Genomic DNA, 23058 nt, shown 5'->3' on the forward strand with positions numbered 1-23058 from the left:
AACCGCTTTCCCGGTCGCCGCGATTTGCGCCGGGAAACGACCCGCCGAAATGAAAACAGCGGAATTGTTGCGGGTGCGCCGCGGGATGCGTCAAACTTTGACCACACCCCGCCGCACACAGGGAGTAATCGGCAATGGCAAGAAAAGTAATCACGGTGCTGACCGACGATCTCGACGGCGGAAAGGCCGACCGGACGGTCGAGTTCGGTCTCGACGGCGTGGCGTACACCATCGACCTCTCCGACGAGAACGCGGGAGTCCTCCGTAAGGCACTGGACCCGTACCTCGCCGCCGGCCGGCGGATCGGTCGGGGCACCGCCGAGACCGGACGGGCACCCCGCCGGGCCGGCGGAACCGGCGCGGGAATGGATCGCGAGCAGAATCGCGCCATCCGGGAATGGGCCGTCAAGAACGGTTTCCAGATTTCCGAGCGGGGCCGGATCCCGGTCGAGGTCGTCGAGGCGTACAAGAACCGCTGAGCGGACGGGACGCGGGTCCCGCGGGCGGGGTCGGGCTGGCGGACAGCCCGGCCCCGCCGCTCGCTGTCGGGCCCGGGTCGCCCGGGCGCGCGCCGGGACCGCCGCGTCGGGGCGGTGCGGAGGCGTCCGCCTGCGCACCGCCCCGATCGCCCTTTCCGTCAGCTGACCTCGATGCGTACCGCGTCGAAGGCCGGGGTCTGGTTGGCCCGCTCCATCATCGGGATCCGGTGCGACCCGTCACCGGCCCACACCGCGCACTGGGCGATGCCGGACTCGGGCAGCCCCGGAATCTGGATGGTCACCTCGTCCGGCTCGGCGCCGCCGCGGCTGTCCTCGGTGGCGACGAAGAACGCGGGCACCTCCTGGGGCGCCGGCGGCTGGTCGAGGCTGTCCAGCATCCGGCAGGCGGTGTGGAAGTGGCCCCGGACCAGCCCCTGCTCGTTGAGCAGCGAGCTCTCCACGTAGTAGCCGCCCTGGCCGGCGGCGAGGAAGCGGTCCCGGACCAGGTTCCGGGTGGAGACCCGGAGGGTGAACGGCTGGTTGGCGCCCACCTGCTCGGGGAAGTCGGTGATCAGCAGCGACGGGTTGTTCGCCGCGGCGCCGACCTCGCCGAACGCGGTGCTCACGCAGCGGTTGCCGTTCTGGAAGCCGTCGTGCGGCTGGAGCTGGCTCTCGTCGCAGTCGTTCGCCAGCACGCCGAGCCCGGCACCCGGGCCGCCGTTGTCGCCGCCGCCGCCGTCGTTACCGCCACCGTCGTTACCGCCACCGCCGTTGTTGCCGCCACCGTTGTTGCCGCCGCCGTTGTTGCCGCCGCCGTTGTTGCCGCCACCGTTGCCGGTCGGCTGCACCTGGCACTCGGCGAGCTGGCGCAGCCCCTGCGGACGCGGCCCGAACCGGTCGATCGCCGTGGTGATCCGGTCCAGCGTCGCCCGCCGCTTGCCGGCCAGCGGCTGCAGGATCGCGTTGCGGATGAAGGCCTCGCCCCGGTCGCCCTCGGCGGCGAGCCGGCGGTCGGCCTCGGCGATCTGGGTCTGCAGCAGGTTCAGGTTGCGCTCCACCTCGGCGCGGGCCCGACGGGGCACCTCCGGGAGCTGGCCGGCCACATCGGGACAGGCGACCGCGGAACCGCCATTGGGCGCCTCGCCCTCGCGGACGTCCTGACACTCCTCGACCGTCTGCTGGCCGTCGCCCCAGTGGTTGCGCACCCACCGGCCGTTCTGCCAGGTGCGCGTGGTGCCGTCCCGCCCGCTCGGCGCGGTCGCCCCGGGGCTGGGCGCCACGCAGGCCGCGGCCGCCGGCCGGGTCCGGTTCGACCGCCGGTCCTCGGCCGACGAGATCTGGGTCACGGCGACGACGCCGCCGAAGACCGCGAGCGTGCCGACGACGGCCAGCAACCGCTTGCTCCGCGCGTTACCGGATGACCGGCGCGCCCGTGTGGACCTGCGCATCGAATTGCACTCCTTCTCGATCCGGTACTTGATTCGTGACCTCGGCGGACCGACGGAATTGAGGTGGCACGCCCCGACGGAAACCGTCCGGACGGACCGGTGGCATGTCGACGACCGACGATGCCCTTTCCGCACCGTCTCCCGCGTCCGGTGACGCGGATGGGGAGATCCTGTCCATTCCCGCAGGAGTACGAAGCGGCAGCCGCCACGGTTCAATGCGGATCGGACAAAAATTCGCGGCTGGTCACGACGGCCGCACCGCAGATACGGTCGGCGCCGGAACGCACCCGGACGCGCCCGGTGGAAGCAGGAATCAGTCCACGCAGAGGTGGTCGAAGGCGAAGCCGTTCACCAGTTCGTCGCGCCGCGCCCGCAGGCCGCGGATCTCGGCGCGCAACTCGTCCCGCGAGACCAGCGCCGGCGCGTCGCCGTCCAGCCCGGCCAACCGCTCGCCGACGGCGACCGCCGCCAGGTCCTCGGCGAGCCGGGCGGCGTCCACGCCGCAGGAGAATCGGTGCTCCCAGACCGACACCCGCTCCACCAGGCAGGCGCCGGGGCGCACCTCGACCCAGCTCCAGCCCTCGGCCGGCCCGTCCTTCCAGGTCACGTGCAGCCCGCGCACGATCGGGTCGGCCAGCCGACGGCCCACGTACGCCTCCACGGCCGCGGCCCGGGCCAGCGCGCCGAGATCGTTGACGGGCCCGGTGCGGCCGTCCGGCAGCCGGCCGAGGATGTCCCGGAAGCCGACCGCCGTCTCCCCCGGCAGGCCGCCCTCGGCGTACCCGCGCGCGTCGATCACGTACGCCACGATCCGCCGGCCGTGGTCGGCGGCCCGCAGTGTCGGCGACTCGATCCGCAGCACCTCCAGGCCGACGGCCGCGCCGACCGCGTTCTTCATCCGCTCGGTGCGCTGGGCCGCGGAGCCGGCCGGCGCGGGCGGGCCGATCTCGACGGCGAACAGCGGCCGGCCGCTGTCGCCGGCGCAGACCACGAAGTCCACGCCCGTCCGGATGGCGGTGCTCCACTGGTGGCCGGTGATGCCCGGCGGACGGCGCTGCACCAGGTCACCCATCCGGCGGTCGGCGTGCACGACCTGCCCGGCCCGGGTGAGCACCGGGGCGCGGCCGTCGTCGGTGGGGATCGCGCGCAGCCAGGAGGTGTGGTCACTACCGGTGCTCGTCATCGCCTGATCCATCCGTCGTCCGTGGGCCGGCCCGAGTCTAGGCCGTCGATCATGGTCGTCGCCTCGTCGGTGCGGCCGACCCGTCGGCCCTGCCGACGGGGCAGCGCGGGCCGGCCGGGAACGGGCAAAACCGGTTGAGCCGTGCGGGGTGCCCGGCTGGGATGGGCCGGTGACCGTATTCCTCACCACCGGGCGGCTGGTGCTGCGCGAGTTCACCGAGGCCGACGCGGACCTGCTGGTCGAACTGGACGGCGACGCCGAGGTGATGCGCTATCTGACCGGCGGCCACCCCACCCCGCCGGAGGTGGTCCGCGACCGGACCCTGCCGGCGATCCTCGCGCTCTACCGGCGGCCGCCGGGCCTCGGCTTCTGGGCGGCCGTGGACCGGGCCGACGGCGGCTTCCTCGGCTGGTTCGAGTTCCGCCCGACCCGGGACGGCGACGTCCGCGAGGTGGAACTCGGCTACCGGCTGCGCCGCCCGGCGTGGGGCGCCGGCCGGGCCACTGAGGGCTGCCGGGCCCTGGTCGACAAGGGCTTCACCGAGTTGGGCGTGCAGCGGGTCACGGCGAACACCATGGCGGTCAACTCGGCCTCGCGCCGGGTGATGGAGAAGGTGGGTCTGCGGCACGTGCGCACCTACCACGGGGACTGGCCGGAGGCGATTCCCGGCTCCGAGCACGGCGAGGTCGAGTACGCCCTGACCCGCGACCAGTGGCGTGCCGACCGCGGCCGCGTCGGCCCGGCGGCCGGCCGGACCACCTGAGCTGCCGCGGCGCCCCGGTCCGCTGGTCGGACCGGGGCGGCCCGGCCGGGGTCACTCGGCGCCCATCACCAAACCCTCGATGGTGTGCTTCTGCCGGATGGGCACCAGGGTGTCCACCACCGGACACGGCAGGTGGGCGCGGACCAACTCGGGCAGGCTGGCCCAGTAGCCCCTGGTGACCGCCATGTCGTGGTGGCTCGCGTTGCCGGCGCCGGGCGCGTCCACGCCGAGCACCAGCACCGGACGGGCCAACGACGACACGTTCGGGGTGCCGCGGTGGATGGTGAGTGCCGACCGCGCGGAGATGTCGCCGCGCCGCGGGTACTTGCGCACCGCACGCCGCTCGTAGCGCGGGAAATCGCGGTGCCACGGCTGCATGGCCGCACCGGGGAACGGGATGTCGAAACCCAGCTCGACGATCTCGTAGTCGGGGCCGAGGACCGCCCGGCAGACCGCCACCACCCAGGGGTGGGTGACCAGGTCGACGAAGCCGCGCAGCTGTTCCGGGTGGATCTCGACGTACCAGCGCTCCGGGCCTCGTCCGACCGCGCCGTCCGGCCGGGAGCGCGCCTCGCGGAAGGCCGCGTCGATGTCCTCCCCGACCTGGTCCACCCAGTCCACCGAGAACGCGCCCGGGCACGCCGTGATGCCGTCGCGGTAGAGGTCGCCGAGCGCCTCGACGGGCACGTCGTCGTCGGGGAACCGGTCGGTGCCGACGCGGGTGTCGGACTGCCCGGCGCGCGGCGCGGGTGGACCGGAGTGGGGCCTCATCGGGATCCTCCTGGTGGGGTCGCCGCGAGTATTCCAACGTTGTAGAGCACTGACAAGTGGGCCCGGGCCGGTAGGTGCTCGGGCGTCCCGGCCGGCGCCGGCACGGACCCCGACCGGCGGGTCCGGCATGATCGGCCACGACGGGCACACGAGGGGGTACGCGGATGCGGGTGGTGTCGCTGGTGCCGTCGCTGACCGAGGCGGTCGCCGCCACCCTGCCCGGGCTGCTGGTCGGCGCCACCGACTGGTGCACCCACCCGGCGGGGCTGGACGTGGCCCGGGTCGGCGGCAGCAAGTACCCGGACCTGGACCGGGTGCTCGCCCTGCGGCCGGACGTGGTGCTGCTCAACGTCGAGGAGAACCGCCGCGCCGACGCGGACGCGCTGACCGCGGCCGGGGTGCCGGTGCGGATCACCTACCCGCGCACGGTGGACGCGGCGCTGGCCGAACTGGCCGCGCTGCTGGCCGAGCTGGGCGCCCCGACCGAACCCGACTGGCTGCTCGCCGCCCGCCGGGCCTGGGCGGAGCCGCCCGCGCTCCCCACCCCCCGGGCCGTGGTGCCGGTCTGGCGCAAACCGTGGGTGGTGCTCGGCGCCGACACCTTCGCCGGCGACGTGCTGCGCCGGCTCGGCGTACACAACGTCTACGCCGGCCACGCCGAGCGTTATCCCCGCCCCGCCCTGGCCGAGTTGCGCGCACACCCGCTCGACCTGGTGGTGCTGCCGGACGAGCCGTACCGGTTCACCGAGCGGGACGGGCCGGAGGCGTTCCCCGGCGTCCCCTGCGCCCTGCTCTCCGGGCGGCACCTGACCTGGTACGGCCCGTCGCTGGCCGAGGCTCCGGCGGTACTGGCCGGGCAGCTGGCCCGCCCGGTGACCCACCCGCCCGGCTGAGCAGCGGCCTCCTAGCCTCCCGGGTGGCGGCGCTCGCGGCGGGCGGTGACGACACTCCAGCCGATCGAGATCGACAGGATCAGCACCACCACGGCCAGGGTGATCCAGACCGGCAGCTTCCCGACCGGGGTCTCAGACAGGATCAGCTTCAGCCCGGCGAAGGCCAGCAGCACTGCCAACCCGTACCGCAGGTAGCCGAAGTGGCGCAGCAGGCCGGCCAGGCAGAAGTAGAGGCTGCGCAGGCCCAGCACGGCGAAGGCGGTGGCGGTCCAGACGACGAAGGTGTTGGTGGTGATGGCCAGGATCGCGGCCACCGAGTCGATCGCGAAGATCACGTCGGTGGCCTCGATGGCGACCAGCGACACCAGCAGCAGGGTGGCGTGCCGCCGGCCGCGTACCCGCACGAGGAAGCGGTTGCCGTGGAAGCGGGGCTCGGTCGGCACCAGTCGGCGGAACACCCGCACCGCGATGTTGTGGTCCGGGTCGACGTCCGGCTCGCCGCGCACCGCGAGCCGCCAGCCGGTCCAGATCAGGAAGCCGCCCAGGACGAACCCGACCCAGGCCAGCCGGTGCAGCAGCTCCGCGCCGGCGAAGATGAAGACCAGCCGGAAACCGAGCGCCCCGATCACGCCCCAGAACAGCGCCTTGTGCTGGTAGCCGGCGGGCACCCGGAAGTAGCCGAAGAGCAGCGCGAAGACGAAGACGTTGTCCACCGACAACGCCTTCTCCAGCAGGTAGCCCGAGTAGTAGGCCAGCGCCGGCTCACCGCCGCGCCAGAGCCAGATCAGCAGGCCGAAGGCGAGCCCGGCGGTGATCCAGACCGCGCTCCAGGCCAGCGCCTCGCGCAGTTCGATGACGTGGTCGCCGCGGTGGGAGAACATGTCCACCGCGAGCATGACGGCGAGCACCCCGGCGACCGCCAGCCAGGCCCACGGCGGTGCCGTGAACGTCGCCTCGTCCACCCGGCGCCCTCCGCATCCGTGCCGGCGGCTCTGTGCACGCGTGACGCGCGGCGGCGGCACCGGAGACGCGTCGTACCGAGCCTAGGCGAGCAGCCCGGCGCCCGACGGTGGTCCGGCGAAGTCCGCGGGCCCCGCCCGGGCGGGGCCCGCGGCCCGGGAACCGGTCAGGCCACCGGGGTGACCTGGCCGTCCACCTCGACCAGGGCGTGGTCGTCCACGTCGTACGCGATCAGGTTCGTCACCCGCACCACGCCGCTGACCTGACCGGCCAGCCGCCCGGCCAGCTCCACGGCGGTACGCCGGTCGAGCCGGCCGTCCAGGGTCACCTCGCCGTCGCGGACCCGCACGGTGACCAGGCCGTCCCGGATCGCGAGGACCCGGCGCAGCACCTCCTGGACGACGTCCTCGCGGATCTCGGCGTCCGTGCGCAGGTGCACCCGCAGCAGGTCGCCCCGGGTGACGATGCCGACCAGCCGGCCCAGGTCGTCGAGCACCGGCAGCCGCTTGACCTGCTCGCGGTCCAACAACCGGGCGGCGGCGGGCAAACTCACGCCCGGGTACGTGGTCACCGGCGGCGCGGTCATCAGGTCCCGGGCCAGCAGCGCGTCGGCCTTCTCCCGTGCGCTGCGCCGGCGCCGGCCGGCGAACACCCGCCGCTCGTCCGGGTGCCCGGCGCGTTCGATCTTGTGCAGCAGATCCGCCTCGGACACCACGCCGAGCACCCGGCGGAAGCGGTCCACCACCGGCACGGCGCTGATGCCGCGCCGGACCAGCACGTCGACGATCGCCCGGTACGGGGTTTCCTCGTCCACCGTCGCGACGTCCCGGGTCATCACGTCGCCCACCTGCCATGTCCTCATCACGACCTCCTCGCCGCTGTCACCTGCGACGCTACGGCCGCCTCCGGCGCCGGGTCAGGGTCGCGGGACCGGTACCCACCCGGCCGAGCGGACCGGTGCGACCGGGGTCCAAAGTCCCGGTCGGTTCGGGCCCGGTCGGCCCTGACCCGAAGCCCGGGCCGGGGCGTCCAATGGAGATGCCACCGGGAAGCGCGGTGCGAAGCACGGAAGGGACGTGGAGACAATGACCGCGACGATCAAGCGGACCACCGTGGAGACCACCGCTCCGGTGACCGAGACCCGCCGGGAGCGGGCCACCCGCTACCTGCTCGCCGGCCTCCGGCTGGCGCTGGGCTGGGTCTTCCTCTGGGCCTTCCTGGACAAGCTGTTCGGTCTGGGCCTGGCCACCGAGGCGAAGAACGCCTGGCTCGACGGGGGCAGCCCGACCAAGGGCTTCCTCACCTTCGGCGCCACCGGCCCGTTCCAGGACTTCTACCAGGGCATCGCTGGCGCGGCCTGGGCCGACTGGCTCTTCATGATCGGTCTGGCCGCCATCGGCACCGCGCTCATCCTCGGCATCGGGGTGCGCGTCGCCGCCGCGGCGGGCGGGCTGCTCCTGGTCATGATGTGGACGGCCGTGCTGCCCCCCGAGAACAACCCCTTCATGGACGACCACCTCATCTACGCCGCGGTGCTCGCGGTGCTCGCCCTGGTCAACGCCGGCGACACCTGGGGCCTCGGCCGGATGTGGGCCCGGCTCCCGATCGTCCAGCGGTACGGCTGGCTCCGGTAGCCGTGACCCGGTAACCCTCTCCCCTCGGCGGGCGTCACCACCGGTGACGCCCGCCGATCCGTGCGCCCGCCGCCGATCCGCATGCCGCGGACAGGGCTACGCGGCTGAGCGGCGGCTCGGCCCGGCTGACCGGCGGGGCGGCGCGGGTGTGGTGCGGCGGCATGCGGGTCCGCCGGGCATCGGCGGGCCGCTATCCGGCAGGATCGGCGGTGACCGGACATCACGACCAGTACGGCAGGAGACTCGCGAATGAACCAGGCAGCAGGCGCCCGCCCGGGCAAGCCCGAGGTGGGTCCGATCGAGGGCGCGCCGCCGGCCGACCTCGTGATCGAGGACATCACCGTCGGCGAGGGCCCGGAGGCCCGGCCGGGTCAGCTGGCCAACGTGCACTACGTAGGGGTGGCGCACTCCACCGGCCGTGAGTTCGACGCGTCGTGGAACCGCGGTGAGGCGTTCGAGTTCCCGCTCGGCGGCGGACGGGTCATCGCCGGCTGGGACCAGGGCGTGGTCGGGATGCGGGTCGGCGGGCGTCGCCGGCTGACCATCCCGCCGCACCTGGGCTACGGCGACCGGGGCGCCGGCGGCGTCATCAAGCCGGGCGAGACGCTCGTCTTCGTCGTCGACCTGCTCGGCGTCCGCTGATCGGCTGAACCCGCGCGGCCGGGGCGGTGACACCCGTCGCCGACCCCGGCCGCGACTCGCTCAGCAGGCCACCAGCTCGCGGTCGGGACACGGGTCGACGATCGGGATGACCCGGTGCAGCCCGGTGGCGCGCAGCACCCGGCGGACCGTCGGGTCGGGACCGACCAGCACCAGCTCGCCGCCCCGGGCCCGGATCCGCAGGTGCGCGGCGACCAGCGCGCGCACCCCGGCGGCCGAGAGCACGCGTACGCCGGAGAGGTCGACCCGCAGCACCGAGCGGGCCGGGGCGGACCAGAGGGCGGACCGCAACGCGCCGACGGTGGCGATGTCGACCTCGCCGGTCACCCGCACCTCCACCATGTGATCAGCCGCGCTGATCTGCACGTGGAGGCGGTCGTCGCGTTGTCCCATGCCGTCGAATCTAGCCGGCACCCCTGACAGTTCCGACCTGCCGCAGGCCGAATCCGGGTACGCCCAGGGTTCGACCCCGAGGCTGCCGGGATCCCCCTCAGGGATGAGCTTGCCGGCCGGTCGGGGGCGGCGCGGACGGCATCGGCGGACGAGAATGGCCGGATGGTCGTCCCCCGCCCCCGCGCGCCCTGGCTGATCCGTCCGGTCCGCGAGCCGGCCACCGTGCCGCCGCCGCTGGACGGGCCGTGGGCCCCGACCGACACCCGGCTCGACGCCGCCGAGCTGCTGCCCCTGCCCGCCGGGGCCACCGGCCCGGAGGACGTGCTGGTCGACCCGGCCGGGCGGCTGGTCAGCGGCGCCGAGGACGGCCGGATCTGGTGGTGGCCGGTCGACGCGCCGCCGGGCACCCGCCCCCGGCTGCTCGCCGAGACCGGCGGCCGGCCGCTCGGCATCGAGCTGGACCCGCGCGACGGCAGCCTGGTGGTCTGCGACGCGTACCGGGGGCTGCTGCGGGTCACCCCGGACGGAACAGTAGGGGAGCTGACCGGCATCGGGGCGCGTCCGCACCTGGCCGACAACGCCGCCGTCGCCCGCGACGGCACCGTCTACTTCACCGACTCGTCGTACCGCTTTCCGGTCTCGCACTGGAAGCGGGACCTGCTGGAGCATCGGCCCAACGGTCGGGTGCTGGCCTACCACCCGGGCACCGGGCGCACCGAGGTGGTCCGGGACGGGCTGTACTTCCCCAACGGGATCGCGCTGACCCCGGACGAGTCGGCGCTGATGCTGGTGGAGACCGCCACCCACCGGCTGGTCCGGCTCACCCTGCCGGACGCCGAGGTCACCGTGCTGGCCGACCTGCCGGCGTACCCGGACAACCTGACCGGGGTCGGCGACGGGACGTACTGGATCGCACTGCCCAGCCCCCGGCTGGCGGCGATGGAGCGGCTGCTGCCCCACCCGCGGCTGCGCCAGCTGGTCGCGGTACTGCCGGCCGCGGTGCAGCCGAAGCCGCTGCGCTACGGCCTGGTCGCGCTGGTCGACGGCGCCGGGCGGGTGCTGCGTACGCTGCACGGCCCGCGCGGCGGGTACCACATGGTCACCGGTGTCCGGCAGCACGGCGACCAGCTCTGGCTGGGCAGCCTCACCGCGACCGGGGTGGCCCGGGTTCCGCTGCACTGAGACCGAGCCGCTCCCCGGCGCGCCGATCGGCGCGTCGGGGACCGCGCGACCGGCCCGCCACGGTGGCGGGCCGGTCGGCGTACCCCTGGATCAGCCGCCGGTCACCGACGGCACCGGCGCCGGCGAACCACCGGCCACCGCACCCGGGTGTGGCACCTGGGCGGGCGCCGGCCGCAGCCCGGCCGGTACGGGCAGTGCGCTGCCCTTGACGAACTCGTCCCAGCCGACGTTCCACGCGGTCCAGCCGTTGCCCTCGGTCAACTCGACCTCGGTGCCCTTGATGGTGACCAGGTCACCGACCTGGGTGACGCGCATCAACCAGTCCGCGGCCTCGTTCGAGACGTTGGTGCAGCCGTGCGAGACGTTGGTGTTGCCCTGGTCCCCCACCGACCACGGCGCCGCGTGGATGAACTCGCCGCCCCAGGTGAGCCGCTGCGCGTCCTCGACGTCGACCACGTAGGGGTCGGCCGAACCCCGGGTGTCGAACGTGGTGAACTCGTGCTTCTCCATGATCACCATCTTGCCGCTGGACGTCGGCGTGCTCGGCTTGCCCATGCTGACCGGGATCTTGCGAACGACCTTGCCGTCACGCGCCACCGACATCTGCTTGGTGGCGTTGTCGATCTCCAGCGACACCTGGCGGCCGATCTTCGAGGTGGCCCGCCGGTCCTCGTCGCCGACGTGCTCCTTGCCGATCGGCAGACCCTCCAGCCCCGCCCGGACACTGATCGTGGTGCCCGGCCGCCAGAAATCGGGCGCCCGGTAATAGACCTGGCTACCGTCGGACACCCAGGACCAGGCACCCGGCTGCGGTGGGTTCGTCTTCACGAACAGGCGCCGCTGCACATCCGCTCTGGCCTCTTTCGGAATGGGCGGGTCGAACGCGACGGTTACCGGCATCGCGGTGCCGTACGTCCGATTACCGGCGAAATACAAGGTGCTGGTGATCGCCGGTTTCGACGATTTCGGCATGGTGGTGAAGGTGGTCTTCCGGGTGGTGGTGGCACCCGAGTCGCCGGTGGCGGTCACCTCCGCGGTGTACGTCCGCTTCGGCTGCAACGGCGTGCTCGGCACCCAGCCCGAGCCGTCCTCCCGCGGCTCCGCCTTGACGTCCTTGCCCTTGTCGTCGGTGATCCGCACCGCGGTGACCCGACCACCCTTGACGGTGGTGCCCACCTCGGCACTGATCGGGACGTCCCGGGCCCGGTCGGTGGGTGTCAGGCTCACCTCCGGCGGGGCCGATCGGCCGTTGGCCGACTCGGCGCCCTTGCGGTCCGCGGTGCAGCCACCCAGGACCAACGGTGTGGCCGCGATGCTCACCGCCAGCAGCGTCAATCGCCGCCTCAACTCCATGATGCGTCCCCCCGTTTACGGCTTCCCTTCGTCACATTCTCGCCGTCGGTAGCCGCCGGCCGCGCAATTTCGACGGATTCGGAAAGCAATTTGCGGCCCATTTCCCGGCGTGTGCCCGATAGCCGGTAATTGGGCTGGGAGCCGGTTCGCGCGCCGGATACGCCCGTTCGGCTACCCGTGGCCGGGCTGTCCCCTGCATCCTCGACCGGGACCCCGCCGCCCACTTCGCCACCGCCGTCGGGTCTGCCCGATCTGCACCGCCCGGGCGGGTTGCCTCGGGCCGGCGCGGACCAGTCGCCCGACAGCGTGATGACTTACCGGCATATTGATGACTCTGAGGTATCACGCCTGTGGGGGCGGTGCCCGCCCGGCCACGACACGCCCGTCCCGGCCGCCGCGTGCACGCGGACCAGCGCCGTCTTTTGTCGGAGCGAGCAGAAGTTTCGTCAGTCCCGGCGAAGCTTTGCCTTCGCTCATCGATAAGGGTACGGTGGCCAATCAGATACAAAGTTGTCCATAGGTCGATCCGTTGCCCCCGCCTTCCGGGCGGCAACCCCGCCCCGACGGACGGGCGGCGCCGCCGCGTGCTGACCGCGACCACCGCGCCGGGCCCACGCCCGGCCGGTCCGGCGTGCCCGGCGGACGGCCGGTCGGCCCGAACGGCCGGGTCCGCAACGCCCGGCAGGAAGGACCAGCACCATGGACGAACTCGCCTCCCGACCACCGGCGTCCGGCCCGGAGTCGGTCAGCCGTCGCGGCGTGCTGCGCGCCGCCACCGTCTCGGCCGCCGCGGTCGGCGCCGCCGGGTTGCTCGGCACGCCCGCCGCGGCCCACTCCGGCCCGGCGCACGGCCGAGGCCGGGTCCCGACCGACCGGATCAGCATCCAGCTGTACACGCTGCGCGACCAGCTCGCCGCCGACCTGCCCGGCACGCTCGCCGCGCTGCGGCGGATCGGCTACCGCCGGGTCGAGCACGCCGGCTACGTCGGACGGACGGCCGCCGAGTTCCGGGCCGCCCTCGACGACGCCGGACTGCGGGCCACCTCCGGGCACGTCGGCATCCCGCAGCCGTTCGACCCGGACGCGTGGGAGCAGGTGCTCGCCGACACCAACACGGTGGGCTGCCGGTACCTGGTCCACCCCTGGTTCGGGCTGGACGCCGAGGGCCGGCCGATCCGCGACCCCCAGCGCTACCGGGCACTGGCCCGGGACCTGAACCGCGCCGGGCGGCTGGCCGAGCGGGCCGGGCTGCGGTTCGGCTACCACAACCACCAGCTGGAGTTCGTGCCGTTGACCGACGGGCGGACCGGGTTCGAGATCCTGGCCGCCGAGACCGACCCCCGGCTGGTCCACTTCGAACTGGACCTGTTCTGGACCTGGCGCGGCACCCGGGACCCGGTCGACGTGATCCGCGCGCACCACGGCCGGATCCGCCAGGTGCACGTCAAGGACATGGACCACAACGCCAGCTTCGCCGACCTCGGCGACGGCCTGATCGACTTCGGCCGGATCTTCGGGAACGCCCGGGAGGCCGGGATCGAGGAGTACATCGTGGAGCGCGACGACGCGGGCACCCCGCCGCGCGCCCCCGCCGACGCCCTCGACACCGCCCGGGTCGGCTACGCCTACCTCTCCTCACTCCGTTACTGAGCCACGACCTCGGGGGACCGCCCAGATGAGAAGAGCCGCACTCCTGCCCGCCCTGGTGCTGGTGGCCGCCGGCCTCACCGCGCCGGCCGCGCCGGTCGCCGCCGCGCCCGCCGCCGCGCCTCCGGACAGCAGCTTCCAGAAGGTCACACTCAACGACTACCCGGGCGAGCCGATGAGCCTCGCCGTCCTGCCCGATCTGCGGGTGCTGCACACCTCCCGGACCGGCGAGGTCCGCATCCACGATCCGCGTACCGGGCTGAACACGCTCGCCGCCGACGTGCCCGTGTACGAGCACGACGAGGAGGGCCTGCAGGGCATCGCCATCGACCCGGACTTCACCCGCAACAAGTGGGTCTACCTGTACTACTCCCCGCCGATGGACACCCCCGTCGACGATCCGGCGACCCCGGACGTCAACGAGGGCGACGCACCGCTGGTCGGCACCGAAGCGGACTGGCAGCGGTTCCGCGGGGTGCTGCGGCTGTCCCGGTTCAAGCTGGACGGGATGCGGCTCGATCTGCGTACCGAGCAGAAGATCATCGACGTGCCCACCGACCGGGGGATCTGCTGCCACGTCGGCGGGCAGATCGACTTCGACAGCGCGGGCAACCTGTACCTGTCCACCGGCGACGACACCAACCCGTTCTTCTCCGACGGCTACACCCCGATCGACGAGCGCGCCGACCGGAACCCGGCCTTCGACGCCCAGCGCACCTCGGCGAACACCAACGACCTGCGCGGCAAGCTGCTGCGGATCCGGGTCAAGCCGGGTGGCGGCTACCGCGTCCCGCCGGGGAACCTGTTCCGGCCGGGCACCCCGAAGACCCGGCCCGAGATCTACGCGATGGGGCTGCGCAACCCGTTCCGGTTCGCCGTCGACCGGCGCACCGACGACGTCTACCTCGCCGACTACTCCCCGGACGCCGGTTCGGCGGACCCGGACCGGGGGCCGGCCGGACACGGCCGCTGGATGCTGGTGGACAAGCCGGCCAACTACGGCTGGCCGTACTGCGTCACGCCGACCATGCCGTACCGCGACTACGACTTCGCCACCGGCACCCCCGGCGGATACTTCGACTGCCGGCGGCCGGTGAACGACTCGCCGCACAACACCGGGCAGCGCCGGCTGCCGCCGGTCGAGGCGCCGCAGGTCTGGTACCCGTCCGCGCCCTCCGGCGAGTTCCCGCAGCTCGGCACCGGCGGGATCGGCCCGATGGCCGGCCCGGCGTACGACTACGACGGGCGCAGCACCTCGCGGGTGAGGTGGCCCGCCTACTACGACGGCGTTCCGCTGTTCTACGAGTGGACCCGCGACTACGTCAAGGAGTTCCGGCTCGACCGGGCCGGCGAGGTCGCCGACATCCGGCCGGTGGTGCCCTCGCTGGTGGTGGACAACCCGATGGACCTGGAGTTCGGCCCCGACGGCGCGCTCTACGTGCTGGAGTACGGCGACGGGTACTTCGCGGAGAACCCGGACGCCCAACTGTCCCGGATCGACTTCGTGCGGGGCAACCGGACCCCGATCCCGAAGATCAGCGCGGACCCGACCGCCGGGCAGGCGCCGCTCACTGTCACCTTCTCCAGCGCCGGGACGGTCGACCCGGACGGTGACCCGCTGCGCTACGCCTGGGACTTCGACGCCGACGGCTCGGTCGACTCCACCGAGCCGAACCCGAGCTGGACGTACCAGAGCAACGGCTCGTACCAGCCGACGCTGAAGGTCACCGACCGCACCGGCCGGTCCGCCGCGGCCACCCTGCCGCTGTTGATCGGGCCGCGGGCGCCGATCGTCGAGTTCGTCAGCCCGGTCGCCGGTCAGCCGTTCGAGTTCGGGCAGACCGTCGCGTTCCAGGTGAAGGTCACCGACGACCGGCCGGTGGACTGCTCGCGGGTGCGGGTCACCTACATCCTCGGGCACGACGAGCACGGGCATCCGCTGTCGACCGCCTCGGGCTGCACCGGCAGCATCGCCACCTTCGTCGACGGTGGACACGGCGGCGCGCCCAACCTGTCGGCGGTCTTCGTCGCCGAGTACACCGACGCGCCGACCGAGCCGGACGTACCGCCGCAGACCGGCACCGCCACGGTGGTGCTGTACCCGTCGGCGTCCTGACGGCCGAGCCGGCGGCGGGCCCGGGCGACCGGGTCCGCCGCCGGCCGCCGGTGGGCGCCCGGCGGCATCACCCCTCGTCGTCGTGGCCGTAGTTGCGTTCCCACCGGCCACCGACCGGCGGGGTGTCCGCGCGGACGGCGGCGTCGACGTTGCCGGCCAGGTCGTTGTCCACCACCCGGCAGTCCACGCAGCAGCCCTGGTCGGTGATCCAGATTCCGTGGGTCTGGGTGGCCGGGCCACGGTTGTCCCAGATCCGGTTGCCCCGCACGGTCGCCGAGGTGAGGTCCGCGTTGACCGTGATCCCGGCCCGCACCGGCGGCGCGGACGGCAGCTCGTACGGCGTCCCCGGTTTCGGGGTGTCCCCGCTCCAGGCGGTGAACGCGCCGGGCCGGATCGGCGCCAGGGTCAGCGTGTCGGCGTCGTTCGCCGCCACCACCGCGATCGCCCGGCCGACCCGCACCACCTTTCCCCGGTGCCCGTCGTTCGGCCAGGTCGCCGTCCGGTCCACCACGGACTTCTCGCTGTACCGCACCGAGTCGCCGTGCCCGGTCATCGCCGGCGCCACCTGCCGGCCGTTGTTGCGGATCCGGTTGTCCATCACGATCGCGTCCCGGACCGGCCGATCGAAGCGGATCGCGTCGCCGCTGTTGCCGTAGAAGTCGTTGCTCTCGATGACGATCTCCTCGGCCACCTCCTGCCCCGCCGCGCCGAGGCTGCGCTGGTGGTAGCCGTGCCGGCCGTTGCCGCTGACCCGGTTGCCCCGGATGGTGTACGGCCCGGAGTGTTGCCGATGCTGATCCCGTCGCGCAGGTTGCCGTCGATCACGCAGTCGGTGAGGATGCCGCCCCGCCCGGCGGTGTGCGTGGTGCCCTTCGCCGAGACGTGGAAGCCGGCCTCCAGGTTGCCGGTCATCGTGCAGGCGGTGACGATCAGGCCGTTGGCGCCCCAGTCGGAGATGCCGAAGCGGTTGCCCTGGGTGTGGCAGCCGATCACCTTGATGCCCCGGGGACGCAGCCCACCGGCCTCCTGCAGTTCCAGGAAGATGCCGTTGGTGGCGTTGCCCACCGCGCTGCAGTTGACGATGGCGAGCCGCTCGATGCTGCCCCACCCGCCGATACCGACCCCGATCCCGGCACCGCCCATCTCGGTGCCGTTGTCCTGCCGTCCGCACCCCACCACCAGCACCCGGTCGATCACGCAGTCCTGCAGGAAGTCACAGCCCAGCCCGGTGGCCGCGGTGTGGTGGATGTAGAGGTTGCGGAACAGGCCGCGGACCACGTACTGCAACCCGAGGCCCTTGGCCAGCGGGCTGTACTCCGCCGACGCCACCTGCGAGCCGTCGATCTCGAAGTCGGCGAAGGTGCAGTCGGCCAGGTGCCGCTCCCGGTCCGCGCCGTGCAGCTGCGCGGTGTGGAAGGCCAGCGGCACCGGCTCGGCCCGGTTGCCGGCGTTGCTGAGCGCGAACCGGGTCGCCCCCGGTCCGGCGCCGACCAGCGACACGCCGCTGCGCCAGACCGTGCCCGCGTCCCGGATCGAGTAGACCCCCGGCGGGCAGTGGATGACCCGGGCCCGCCCGTCCGCCTCGTACGCGTCGCCGAGCAGGTCGACCAGGGCCGCGAGGGCGGGCTGGTCGTTGGTCACCCCGTCGCCGGTCAGCCCGTGGTCGCGGGCGTCGCAGAGCAGCGGCGCCCCGGCCACCGGATGCGGCCGGATGCCGGAAGCCACGGTCATGCCCGGGTGCGCCACGTCGTCTCCCCTCGGCGACTGGGCAGCCCGCTTTCCCGGTCCGTCGGCCGGGAAACGCCCGGCCCGAGCCGCCGGCCGGACGGCCCGCCGGCGACCCCCGGCCCGGATCGGGCCGGGGTCGCCGGCGCCGGTCAGACGCTGGCGATCAGCAGCGCCGGCCGCTCCACGCGGTCGGCGACGTGCCGCAGGAAGCCGCCGGCCACCCCGCCGTCGCAGACCCGGTGGTCGAAGGTGAGGCTGAGCTGGGTCACCTTCCGGACCGCGAGCTGGCCGTCGACCACCCACGGCTTGTCCACGATCCGCCCCACCCCGAGCAGCGCCGCCTCCGGGTGGTTGATGATCGGGGTGGAACCGTCGACGCCGAACACCCCGTAGTTGTTCAGGGTGAAGGTGCCGCCGGTGAGCCGGGCCGGCGGCAGGGTGCCGGCCCGGGCGGCCGCCGTCGTCGCGGTCAGCTCGGCGGCCAGCTCCGCCGTGGTGAGCCGCTGCGCGTCACGGACCACGGGCACCACCAGGCCGCGCTCGGTCTGCGCGGCGATACCCAGGTGCACCCCGGCGGACTGGACGATCCGCTGCCCCTCGGTGTCCACCCGGGCGTTGAGCTGCGGGTAGCGGCGCAGCCCGGACAGACAGATCCGGGCCAGCAGGGCCAGGATGCTCACCGGCGCGTCCGGGGTCGCCGCGTTGATCGCCGCCCGGGTCTCCAGCAGCGCCGTGGCGTCCACGTCCACCCAGATGGTCACCTCGGGGATCTCCCGCCGGCTGCGGGACAGCTTGTCGGCGATCGCCTTGCGGATGCCGGTCAGCGGGACCACCACGTCGCCGGCGTCGGCCGGAGCGAGCCCGACGTGCGCCGGCGGGTCGGCCGGCTCCGGACGGTCCGGCACCGCGGCCAGCCGGGCGGGCGCCGCCGCGGCCACCGCGGCCTCGACGTCGGCCCGGCGGACCACTCCACCGGGCCCGGTGCCACGCAGCGTGGCCAGGTCCAGGCCGTGCTCGCGGGCCAGCCGGCGCACGATCGGCGAGATGACCAGGGTGGCCGGCGCGCCCGGCGCGGTAGCGGCGGCGGGTGCCGGGGCGGGCGGCGCGGCCACGGGCTGCGGGGCGACCGCGAGCCGGGGCCGGCGCCGCCGCCGGGATCCGCCGTGGCCGGTGCCGTAGCCGATCAGCACGTTGCCGGAGCCGGCCCGCTCCTCCTCCCGGTAGGTGGCGTGGCCGGCGGGTTCGCCGCCGCCGGCCGGCGCCGCGTCGGCGTCCAGCGGGGCGATGGTGATCAGCGGCTGGCCGACCGGGCGGACCTCACCCGCCGCGCCGTGCAGGGCCACCACCCGGCCGGCGTACGGGCAGGGCACGTCGACGACGGCCTTGGCGGTCTCCACCTCGACCACTGTCTGGTCCACGCCGACCGTGTCGCCGACGGCGACCCGCCACTCGACGATCTCCGCCTCGGTCAGCCCCTCGCCCAGGTCGGGCAGGAGGAACACCCGGACCCCGTCGACGGTGGTCATGCCGCACTGCCTTCCGCGAGCCAGCGCGGGTCGGGCTGGTCGTCCCACTGCAGGCGGGCCACCGCGTCCAGCACCCGGTCCACCCCGGGCAGGTGGGTGTGCTCCAGCATCGGCGCGGGGTACGGGATGTCCAGCCCGCTGACCCGCAGCACCGGGGCGTGCAGGGCGTGGAAACAGCGCTCCTGCACCCGGGCGGCGATCTCGGCGCCCACCCCGGCGAAGCCCTGCGCCTCCTGGATCACCACGCAGCGTCCGGTGCGCCGGACCGAGGCGGTGACCGTGGCGTCGTCGAACGGCACGATGCTGCGCACGTCCACCACCTCCAGGTCCCAGCCCTCCTCGCGGGCGGCCTCGGCGGCCTCCAGCGCGACCGGCACCGCCGGCCCGTACGCCACCAGGGTGGCGTCGCGGCCGGGCCGGCGCACGACCGCCCGGCCGAACGGCTCGGTACGCGCCGGCAGCTGCGCCTCGGCGCTGGAGAAGTAGAGCTTCTTCGGCTCCATGAAGACGACCGGGTCGGGATCGGCGATCGCCTCGCGCAGCAGCGAGTACGCGTCCTCGACGGTGGCCGGGGTGACCACCTTCAGGCCGGGGGTGTGCGCGTAGTAGGCCTCGCTGGAGTCGCAGTGGTGCTCGACCCCGCCGATCCCGCCGGCGTACGGCACCCGGATCACGATCGGCACGCTGAGCGCGCCCCGGGTGCGGTTGCGCAGCTTCGCCACGTGCGAGGCGATCTGCTCGAACGCCGGGTAGGCGAACGCGTCGAACTGCATCTCGACCACCGGGCGCAGCCCGGACATGGCCAGGCCGACCGCGAAGCCGACGATGCCGGCCTCGGCCAGCGGGGTGTCGAAGCAGCGCTTGTCGCCGAACCGGGCCAGCAGCCCGTCGGTGATCCGGAAGACGCCGCCGAGCTGCCCGACGTCCTCGCCGAAGACGACCACCCGGTCGTCGGCGGCCAGCGCGTCGGCGAGCGCGGCGTTGAGCGCCTTCGCCATGGTGGTGGCCATCAGTGCTCCCCCTCGGCGTCCCGGTCGGCGGCCAGTTCGGCGCGGACCTGCTCCCGCTGCTCGACCAGCTGCGGGGTCGGCTCGGCGTAGACGTGGTCGAACAGGCTCAGCGGGTCGACGGTCGGCTGGGCGTTCATCCGGGCCCGCAGGTCGGCCGCGTACTCCTCGGCCTCGGCGGCGACCGCCGCGACGGCCGCCTCGTCCAGCACGCCGCGCTCGCGCAGGTAGGTCTCCAGCCGGGCGATCGGGTCCCGGTCCCGCCAGGCGTCGACCTCGGCGCCGTCCCGGTAGCGGGTGGCGTCGTCGGCGTTGGTGTGCGGTTCCATCCGGTAGGTGTGCGCCTCGACCAGGAACGGCCCGTTGCCGGCCCGGGCGTGCGCCACCGCGCGGGTGAGCACGGCGAGCACGGCGACCGGGTCGTTGCCGTCGACCTGCTCGCTGGGCACCCCGTAGCCGACGCCCTTGTACGCCAGCGACGGGGCGGCGGTCTGCCGGGACAGCGGGACGCTGATCGCGTACCGGTTGTTCTGCACGAAGTAGACCACCGGCGCCCGGAACACGGCGGCGAAGTTGATCCCCTCGTGGAAGTCGCCCTCGCTGGTGGCGCCGTCGCCGATGAACGCCAGCGCCACGGTGTCCCGCCCCTGGTACGCCTCGCCGTAGGCGAGCCCGGCGGCGTGCACGCACTGGGTGGCCAGCGGGGTGCACTGCGGCGCGGTGCGCCGGGCGGCCGGGTCGTACCCGCAGTGCCAGTCGCCGCGCAGCAGGGTGAGCACCTCGACCGGGTCGAGCCCGCGGGAGACCAACGCCATCGACTCGCGGTAGGTCGGGAAGACCCAGTCGGTGTCGCGCAGCGCCAGCATCGCACCGACCTGGCAGGCCTCCTGGCCCCGCGAGGACGGGTAGACGGCCAGCCGGCCCTGCTTGGTCAGGGCGGTGGCCTGGACGTCGAACCGGCGGCCGATCACCATCCGGCGGTACAGCTCGGCCAGCGCGGCGGCGGGCGGTTCGGGGTAGTCGGCGCGGGCGGGCAGCGGTGTGCCGGCCGGGTCGAGCAGGCGTACCGGCTCGGCGGCCGGCAGCAGCCCACGGGCCGGGTCGGGCGGGGTGGTCGACCGGCGGGTGGATGCCCTGCGGACCGCCTGGGGTGTGGTCGTCACGGCGGGGACCTCCTGGACGTGTGGTGGGCCTATGCTCCTGCTGTCGGATGATTGACTCAAGATCCCCGGCGATTGCGGGACGGATGGCAGGCGGGAGGCGTCACGGTGAGCCAGGAATCCGGGCCGGGGGTGGACCCGACGGCCGGAACGGGACGATCGGCCCGACCGCTCGACGAGGTGGACCGGCGGATCCTGGACGAGCTGGTCCGGGACGGGCGCACCTCGGTGCGCACGCTGGCCGAGCGGGTGCACGTCTCGCGCACCAACGCGTACGCGCGGGTCGAGCGGCTGCTGCGCGACGGGGTGATCACCGGCTTCCGGGCCCGGGTGGCGCCGGAGGCCGCCGGGCTGGGCACCTCGGCGTACATCGCGCTGAAGATCGAGCAGAACACCTGGCGGGAGGTCTCCGCGGAGCTGGCCCGGGTGCGCTACATCGAGCACGCGGCGCTGCTCGGCGGCGACCACGACGTGCTGGCGCTGGTCCGCGCGCCGGACAACGCCACCCTGCGGGACGTGGTGCTCAACCGGGTGCAGAGCATCGCCGGGGTGCTCTCCACCCGCACCTGGCTGGTCTTCGAGGAGTTCGACGGCGAGCGCAGCCCCTGGGCGTGAGTTGCCGTCAGCGCTCGGGCGGCGCCTCCAGGCCTTCCCGGTCGGCCAGTTCCAGCAGCGGCTCCAGCGAGAACCGCCGCTCGTCCAGGCCGGCGTGCGGGTCGCCGCGCTCGGCGAACCGGGCTGGCATCGACGGCACGTCGAAGTCCTCCGGCCGCGCGTCGTCCAGCTCGGACCAGTCCAGCGGCGCGGACACCAGCGCCCGCGCGGTGGGCCGGATGGAGTACGCCGAGGCCATGGTGTGGTCCCGGGACATCTGGTTGTAGTCGACGAAAACCGGGCGGTCCCGTTGCTCGCGCCACCAGGTGGTGGTGACCAGGTCCGGCAACCGGCGTTGCATCTCGCGGCCCAGCGCCAGCACCGCCCGCCGGCAGTCGCCGAAGCTCCACCGCGGCTCGATGGAGAGGTAGATGTGCAGGCCCCGCCCGCCGGTGGTCTTCGGGTAGCCGGTCAGGCCCAGCTCGGCGAGGAACGCCCGCACCTCGTGGGCCACCGGCACCACCTGGTCGAAGCCCACCCCCGGCATCGGGTCGAGGTCGATCCGGAGCTGGTCGGGGCGCTCCACGTCGGCGGCGGAGACCGGCCACGGGTGGAACCGCAGCGTGCCGAGGTTGGCCGCCCAGATCACCACCGCCAGCTCGCTCGGCGCCACCTCGTCGGCCGTCCGGCCACTGGGGAAGGTGATGTGCGCGGTGCGGACCCAGTCGGGCGCCCCCGCCGGCAGCCGCTTCTGGTAGAAGGCGTCACCGCGGTTGTCCTGCCGGGTGCCGATCTTCGCGCCCGGGAAGACGCCGCGCGGCCACCGCTCCAGCATGGTCGGCCGGTCGCGCAGCGCGCGCAGGATGCCGTCGCCGACGGCCAGGAAGTAGCGCACCACGTCGAGCTTGGTCAGCCCGAGCTCGGGGAAGTAGGGCTTGTCCGGGCTGGAGACGCGGACGACCCGCTCCCCCACCTCGATCTCCTCGGCCGCCGTCGCCACGCCTCACACCGTAGCGGCGAGCGGCCCGCGCCGGGGGCAGCGCGCCGAGCGCGACCGGCGCCGGCGCGGCTCGGCTGGCTCGGCTCAGGCGACCAGCAGGATGCCGACGACGATCAGCGGCAGTCCGACGAAGAGGAAGATCCCGACGCCGGTGAGCACCCGCCCGCCGCCGCCGGTCTCCTGTTCGGGCGCGAGCCCGAAGGTGGTCCGGGCGTCGAGCATGCCGATCCGGCTCAGGGTCAGGTCGCCGGTCACCCCGAGCAGGGCGCCGACGACCACCAGCGCGATGCCGAAGCGGGTGACGAAGTCGCCGCCGGCGACCGCCACCCAGATGCCCGCGGCGGCGGCGACCACCACCAGGGCGATGACGAAGAGCACCAGCGCCTCGCGCAGACCACGGACGACCGTCATCGCCGACCCCACCTCCGTCTCCCGACGGCGGCGCCGCCGTCCGGGACGGCCATTGTGCACGGTCGGGACGCCGTGCCGCTGCCCCGGACACGGAGCGTGGTCGGCGAGGCCGGGCGGGCCGGCGGCGGCGGCCGCGCACGGTCGGGCCGG

The 23058-nt window shown here is 73.9% G+C and carries 21 protein-coding genes and 1 pseudogene; 9 read left to right on the forward strand and 13 right to left on the reverse strand.

Annotated features, from left to right (window positions below):
* Positions 1 to 134: 134 nt before the first annotated feature.
* Entirely contained in the window at positions 135 to 479 is a 345-nt protein-coding gene (locus tag DLJ47_RS20190; RefSeq protein WP_109901647.1) for a histone-like nucleoid-structuring protein Lsr2, read from the forward strand.
* 158 nt (positions 480 to 637) lie between these two features.
* Here DLJ47_RS20190 and DLJ47_RS36355 read toward each other — a convergent pair whose 3' ends face one another.
* Complete coding sequence (locus DLJ47_RS36355) at positions 638 to 1927, reverse strand: hypothetical protein (protein WP_199235921.1); 1290 nt, start codon at positions 1925 to 1927, stop codon at positions 638 to 640.
* Between the two features lie 313 nt (positions 1928 to 2240).
* Positions 2241 to 3110: a hypothetical protein gene (locus DLJ47_RS20205; protein ID WP_109901687.1), complete on the reverse strand. Its 870-nt coding sequence runs from the start codon at positions 3108 to 3110 to the stop codon at positions 2241 to 2243.
* Between the two features lie 169 nt (positions 3111 to 3279).
* On the opposite strand from DLJ47_RS20205, the gene DLJ47_RS20210 reads away from it, so the two are divergent.
* The gene (locus DLJ47_RS20210) at positions 3280 to 3873 is read left to right on the forward strand and encodes a GNAT family N-acetyltransferase (protein ID WP_109901649.1); all 594 of its coding nucleotides are present in this window, start codon (positions 3280 to 3282) and stop codon (positions 3871 to 3873) included.
* Between the two features lie 51 nt (positions 3874 to 3924).
* Here the strand turns inward: DLJ47_RS20210 and DLJ47_RS20215 are convergent, their stop codons facing one another.
* Positions 3925 to 4644, reverse strand: coding sequence for a phytanoyl-CoA dioxygenase family protein (locus tag DLJ47_RS20215; protein WP_109901651.1), 720 nt, complete (start codon positions 4642 to 4644; stop codon positions 3925 to 3927).
* Between the two features lie 164 nt (positions 4645 to 4808).
* Between DLJ47_RS20215 and DLJ47_RS20220 the strand changes: the two genes are divergently transcribed.
* Positions 4809 to 5537, forward strand: coding sequence for a helical backbone metal receptor (locus DLJ47_RS20220; RefSeq protein ID WP_109901653.1), 729 nt, complete (start codon positions 4809 to 4811; stop codon positions 5535 to 5537).
* 11 nt (positions 5538 to 5548) lie between these two features.
* On the opposite strand, the gene DLJ47_RS20225 is transcribed toward DLJ47_RS20220, so the two are convergent.
* Together DLJ47_RS20225 and DLJ47_RS20230 are read right to left on the reverse strand one after the other, a co-directional pair.
* Complete coding sequence (locus DLJ47_RS20225; protein WP_199235924.1) at positions 5549 to 6433, reverse strand: TerC family protein; 885 nt, start codon at positions 6431 to 6433, stop codon at positions 5549 to 5551.
* A 230-nt stretch (positions 6434 to 6663) separates the two neighbouring features.
* A complete protein-coding gene (locus DLJ47_RS20230) occupies positions 6664 to 7359 on the reverse strand; it encodes a CBS domain-containing protein (RefSeq protein WP_109901657.1) in 696 nt (231 codons plus the stop codon).
* Positions 7360 to 7573: 214 nt separating this feature from the next.
* Here DLJ47_RS20230 and DLJ47_RS20235 point away from each other — a divergent pair, with 214 nt between their 5' ends.
* Positions 7574 to 8131, forward strand: coding sequence for a DoxX family membrane protein (locus DLJ47_RS20235; protein WP_199235922.1), 558 nt, complete (start codon positions 7574 to 7576; stop codon positions 8129 to 8131).
* Between the two features lie 249 nt (positions 8132 to 8380).
* Complete coding sequence (locus DLJ47_RS20240; protein WP_109901661.1) at positions 8381 to 8773, forward strand: FKBP-type peptidyl-prolyl cis-trans isomerase; 393 nt, start codon at positions 8381 to 8383, stop codon at positions 8771 to 8773.
* A gap of 60 nt (positions 8774 to 8833) precedes the next feature.
* Here DLJ47_RS20240 and DLJ47_RS20245 read toward each other — a convergent pair whose 3' ends face one another.
* Positions 8834 to 9184, reverse strand: a complete 351-nt coding sequence (locus DLJ47_RS20245; protein WP_109901663.1) for an STAS domain-containing protein — start codon at positions 9182 to 9184, stop codon at positions 8834 to 8836.
* A gap of 162 nt (positions 9185 to 9346) precedes the next feature.
* On the opposite strand from DLJ47_RS20245, the gene DLJ47_RS20250 reads away from it, so the two are divergent.
* Positions 9347 to 10366: an SMP-30/gluconolactonase/LRE family protein gene (locus DLJ47_RS20250; RefSeq protein ID WP_109901665.1), complete on the forward strand. Its 1020-nt coding sequence runs from the start codon at positions 9347 to 9349 to the stop codon at positions 10364 to 10366.
* Between the two features lie 90 nt (positions 10367 to 10456).
* Here DLJ47_RS20250 and DLJ47_RS20255 read toward each other — a convergent pair whose 3' ends face one another.
* Complete coding sequence (locus tag DLJ47_RS20255; RefSeq protein WP_109901667.1) at positions 10457 to 11719, reverse strand: L,D-transpeptidase; 1263 nt, start codon at positions 11717 to 11719, stop codon at positions 10457 to 10459.
* A gap of 699 nt (positions 11720 to 12418) precedes the next feature.
* Between DLJ47_RS20255 and DLJ47_RS20260 the strand changes: the two genes are divergently transcribed.
* A complete protein-coding gene (locus DLJ47_RS20260) occupies positions 12419 to 13369 on the forward strand; it encodes a sugar phosphate isomerase/epimerase family protein (protein ID WP_109901669.1) in 951 nt (316 codons plus the stop codon).
* Between the two features lie 25 nt (positions 13370 to 13394).
* Positions 13395 to 15482 (forward strand): PQQ-dependent sugar dehydrogenase, encoded by a 2088-nt coding sequence (locus DLJ47_RS20265; protein ID WP_109901671.1) that lies wholly within the window; start codon positions 13395 to 13397, stop codon positions 15480 to 15482.
* 67 nt (positions 15483 to 15549) lie between these two features.
* Here DLJ47_RS20265 and DLJ47_RS37775 read toward each other — a convergent pair.
* From DLJ47_RS37775 to pdhA, 4 genes and pseudogenes are all read right to left on the reverse strand, one after another.
* Positions 15550 to 17228 (reverse strand): annotated as a pseudogene (locus DLJ47_RS37775) (right-handed parallel beta-helix repeat-containing protein).
* Between the two features lie 131 nt (positions 17229 to 17359).
* Entirely contained in the window at positions 17360 to 18736 is a 1377-nt protein-coding gene (locus DLJ47_RS20275; protein WP_109901673.1) for a dihydrolipoamide acetyltransferase family protein, read from the reverse strand.
* The gene (locus DLJ47_RS20280; protein WP_199235925.1) at positions 18733 to 19749 is read right to left on the reverse strand and encodes an alpha-ketoacid dehydrogenase subunit beta; all 1017 of its coding nucleotides are present in this window, start codon (positions 19747 to 19749) and stop codon (positions 18733 to 18735) included. The genes DLJ47_RS20275 and DLJ47_RS20280 overlap by 4 nt, the downstream gene beginning before the upstream one ends.
* Positions 19746 to 20939 (reverse strand): pyruvate dehydrogenase (acetyl-transferring) E1 component subunit alpha, encoded by a 1194-nt coding sequence (pdhA, locus tag DLJ47_RS20285; protein ID WP_199235926.1) that lies wholly within the window; start codon positions 20937 to 20939, stop codon positions 19746 to 19748. Before pdhA ends, DLJ47_RS20280 begins: the two co-directional genes overlap by 4 nt.
* 72 nt (positions 20940 to 21011) lie before the next feature.
* On the opposite strand from pdhA, the gene DLJ47_RS20290 reads away from it, so the two are divergent.
* The gene (locus DLJ47_RS20290; protein ID WP_109901679.1) at positions 21012 to 21518 is read left to right on the forward strand and encodes an Lrp/AsnC family transcriptional regulator; all 507 of its coding nucleotides are present in this window, start codon (positions 21012 to 21014) and stop codon (positions 21516 to 21518) included.
* A gap of 7 nt (positions 21519 to 21525) precedes the next feature.
* Here the strand turns inward: DLJ47_RS20290 and DLJ47_RS20295 are convergent, their stop codons facing one another.
* Positions 21526 to 22497 carry a DNA polymerase domain-containing protein gene (locus DLJ47_RS20295; RefSeq protein ID WP_109901681.1) on the reverse strand — a complete coding sequence of 324 codons (972 nt, stop codon included), beginning with the start codon at positions 22495 to 22497 and terminating at the stop codon, positions 21526 to 21528.
* 84 nt (positions 22498 to 22581) lie between these two features.
* Positions 22582 to 23058 (reverse strand): hypothetical protein (locus DLJ47_RS20300; protein ID WP_233257922.1); only part of this gene is annotated, 477 nt, incomplete at its 5' end.

The sequence above is a fragment of the Micromonospora sp. S4605 genome, from assembly GCF_003176715.1.
GTDB lineage: Bacteria > Actinomycetota > Actinomycetes > Mycobacteriales > Micromonosporaceae > Micromonospora > Micromonospora echinaurantiaca.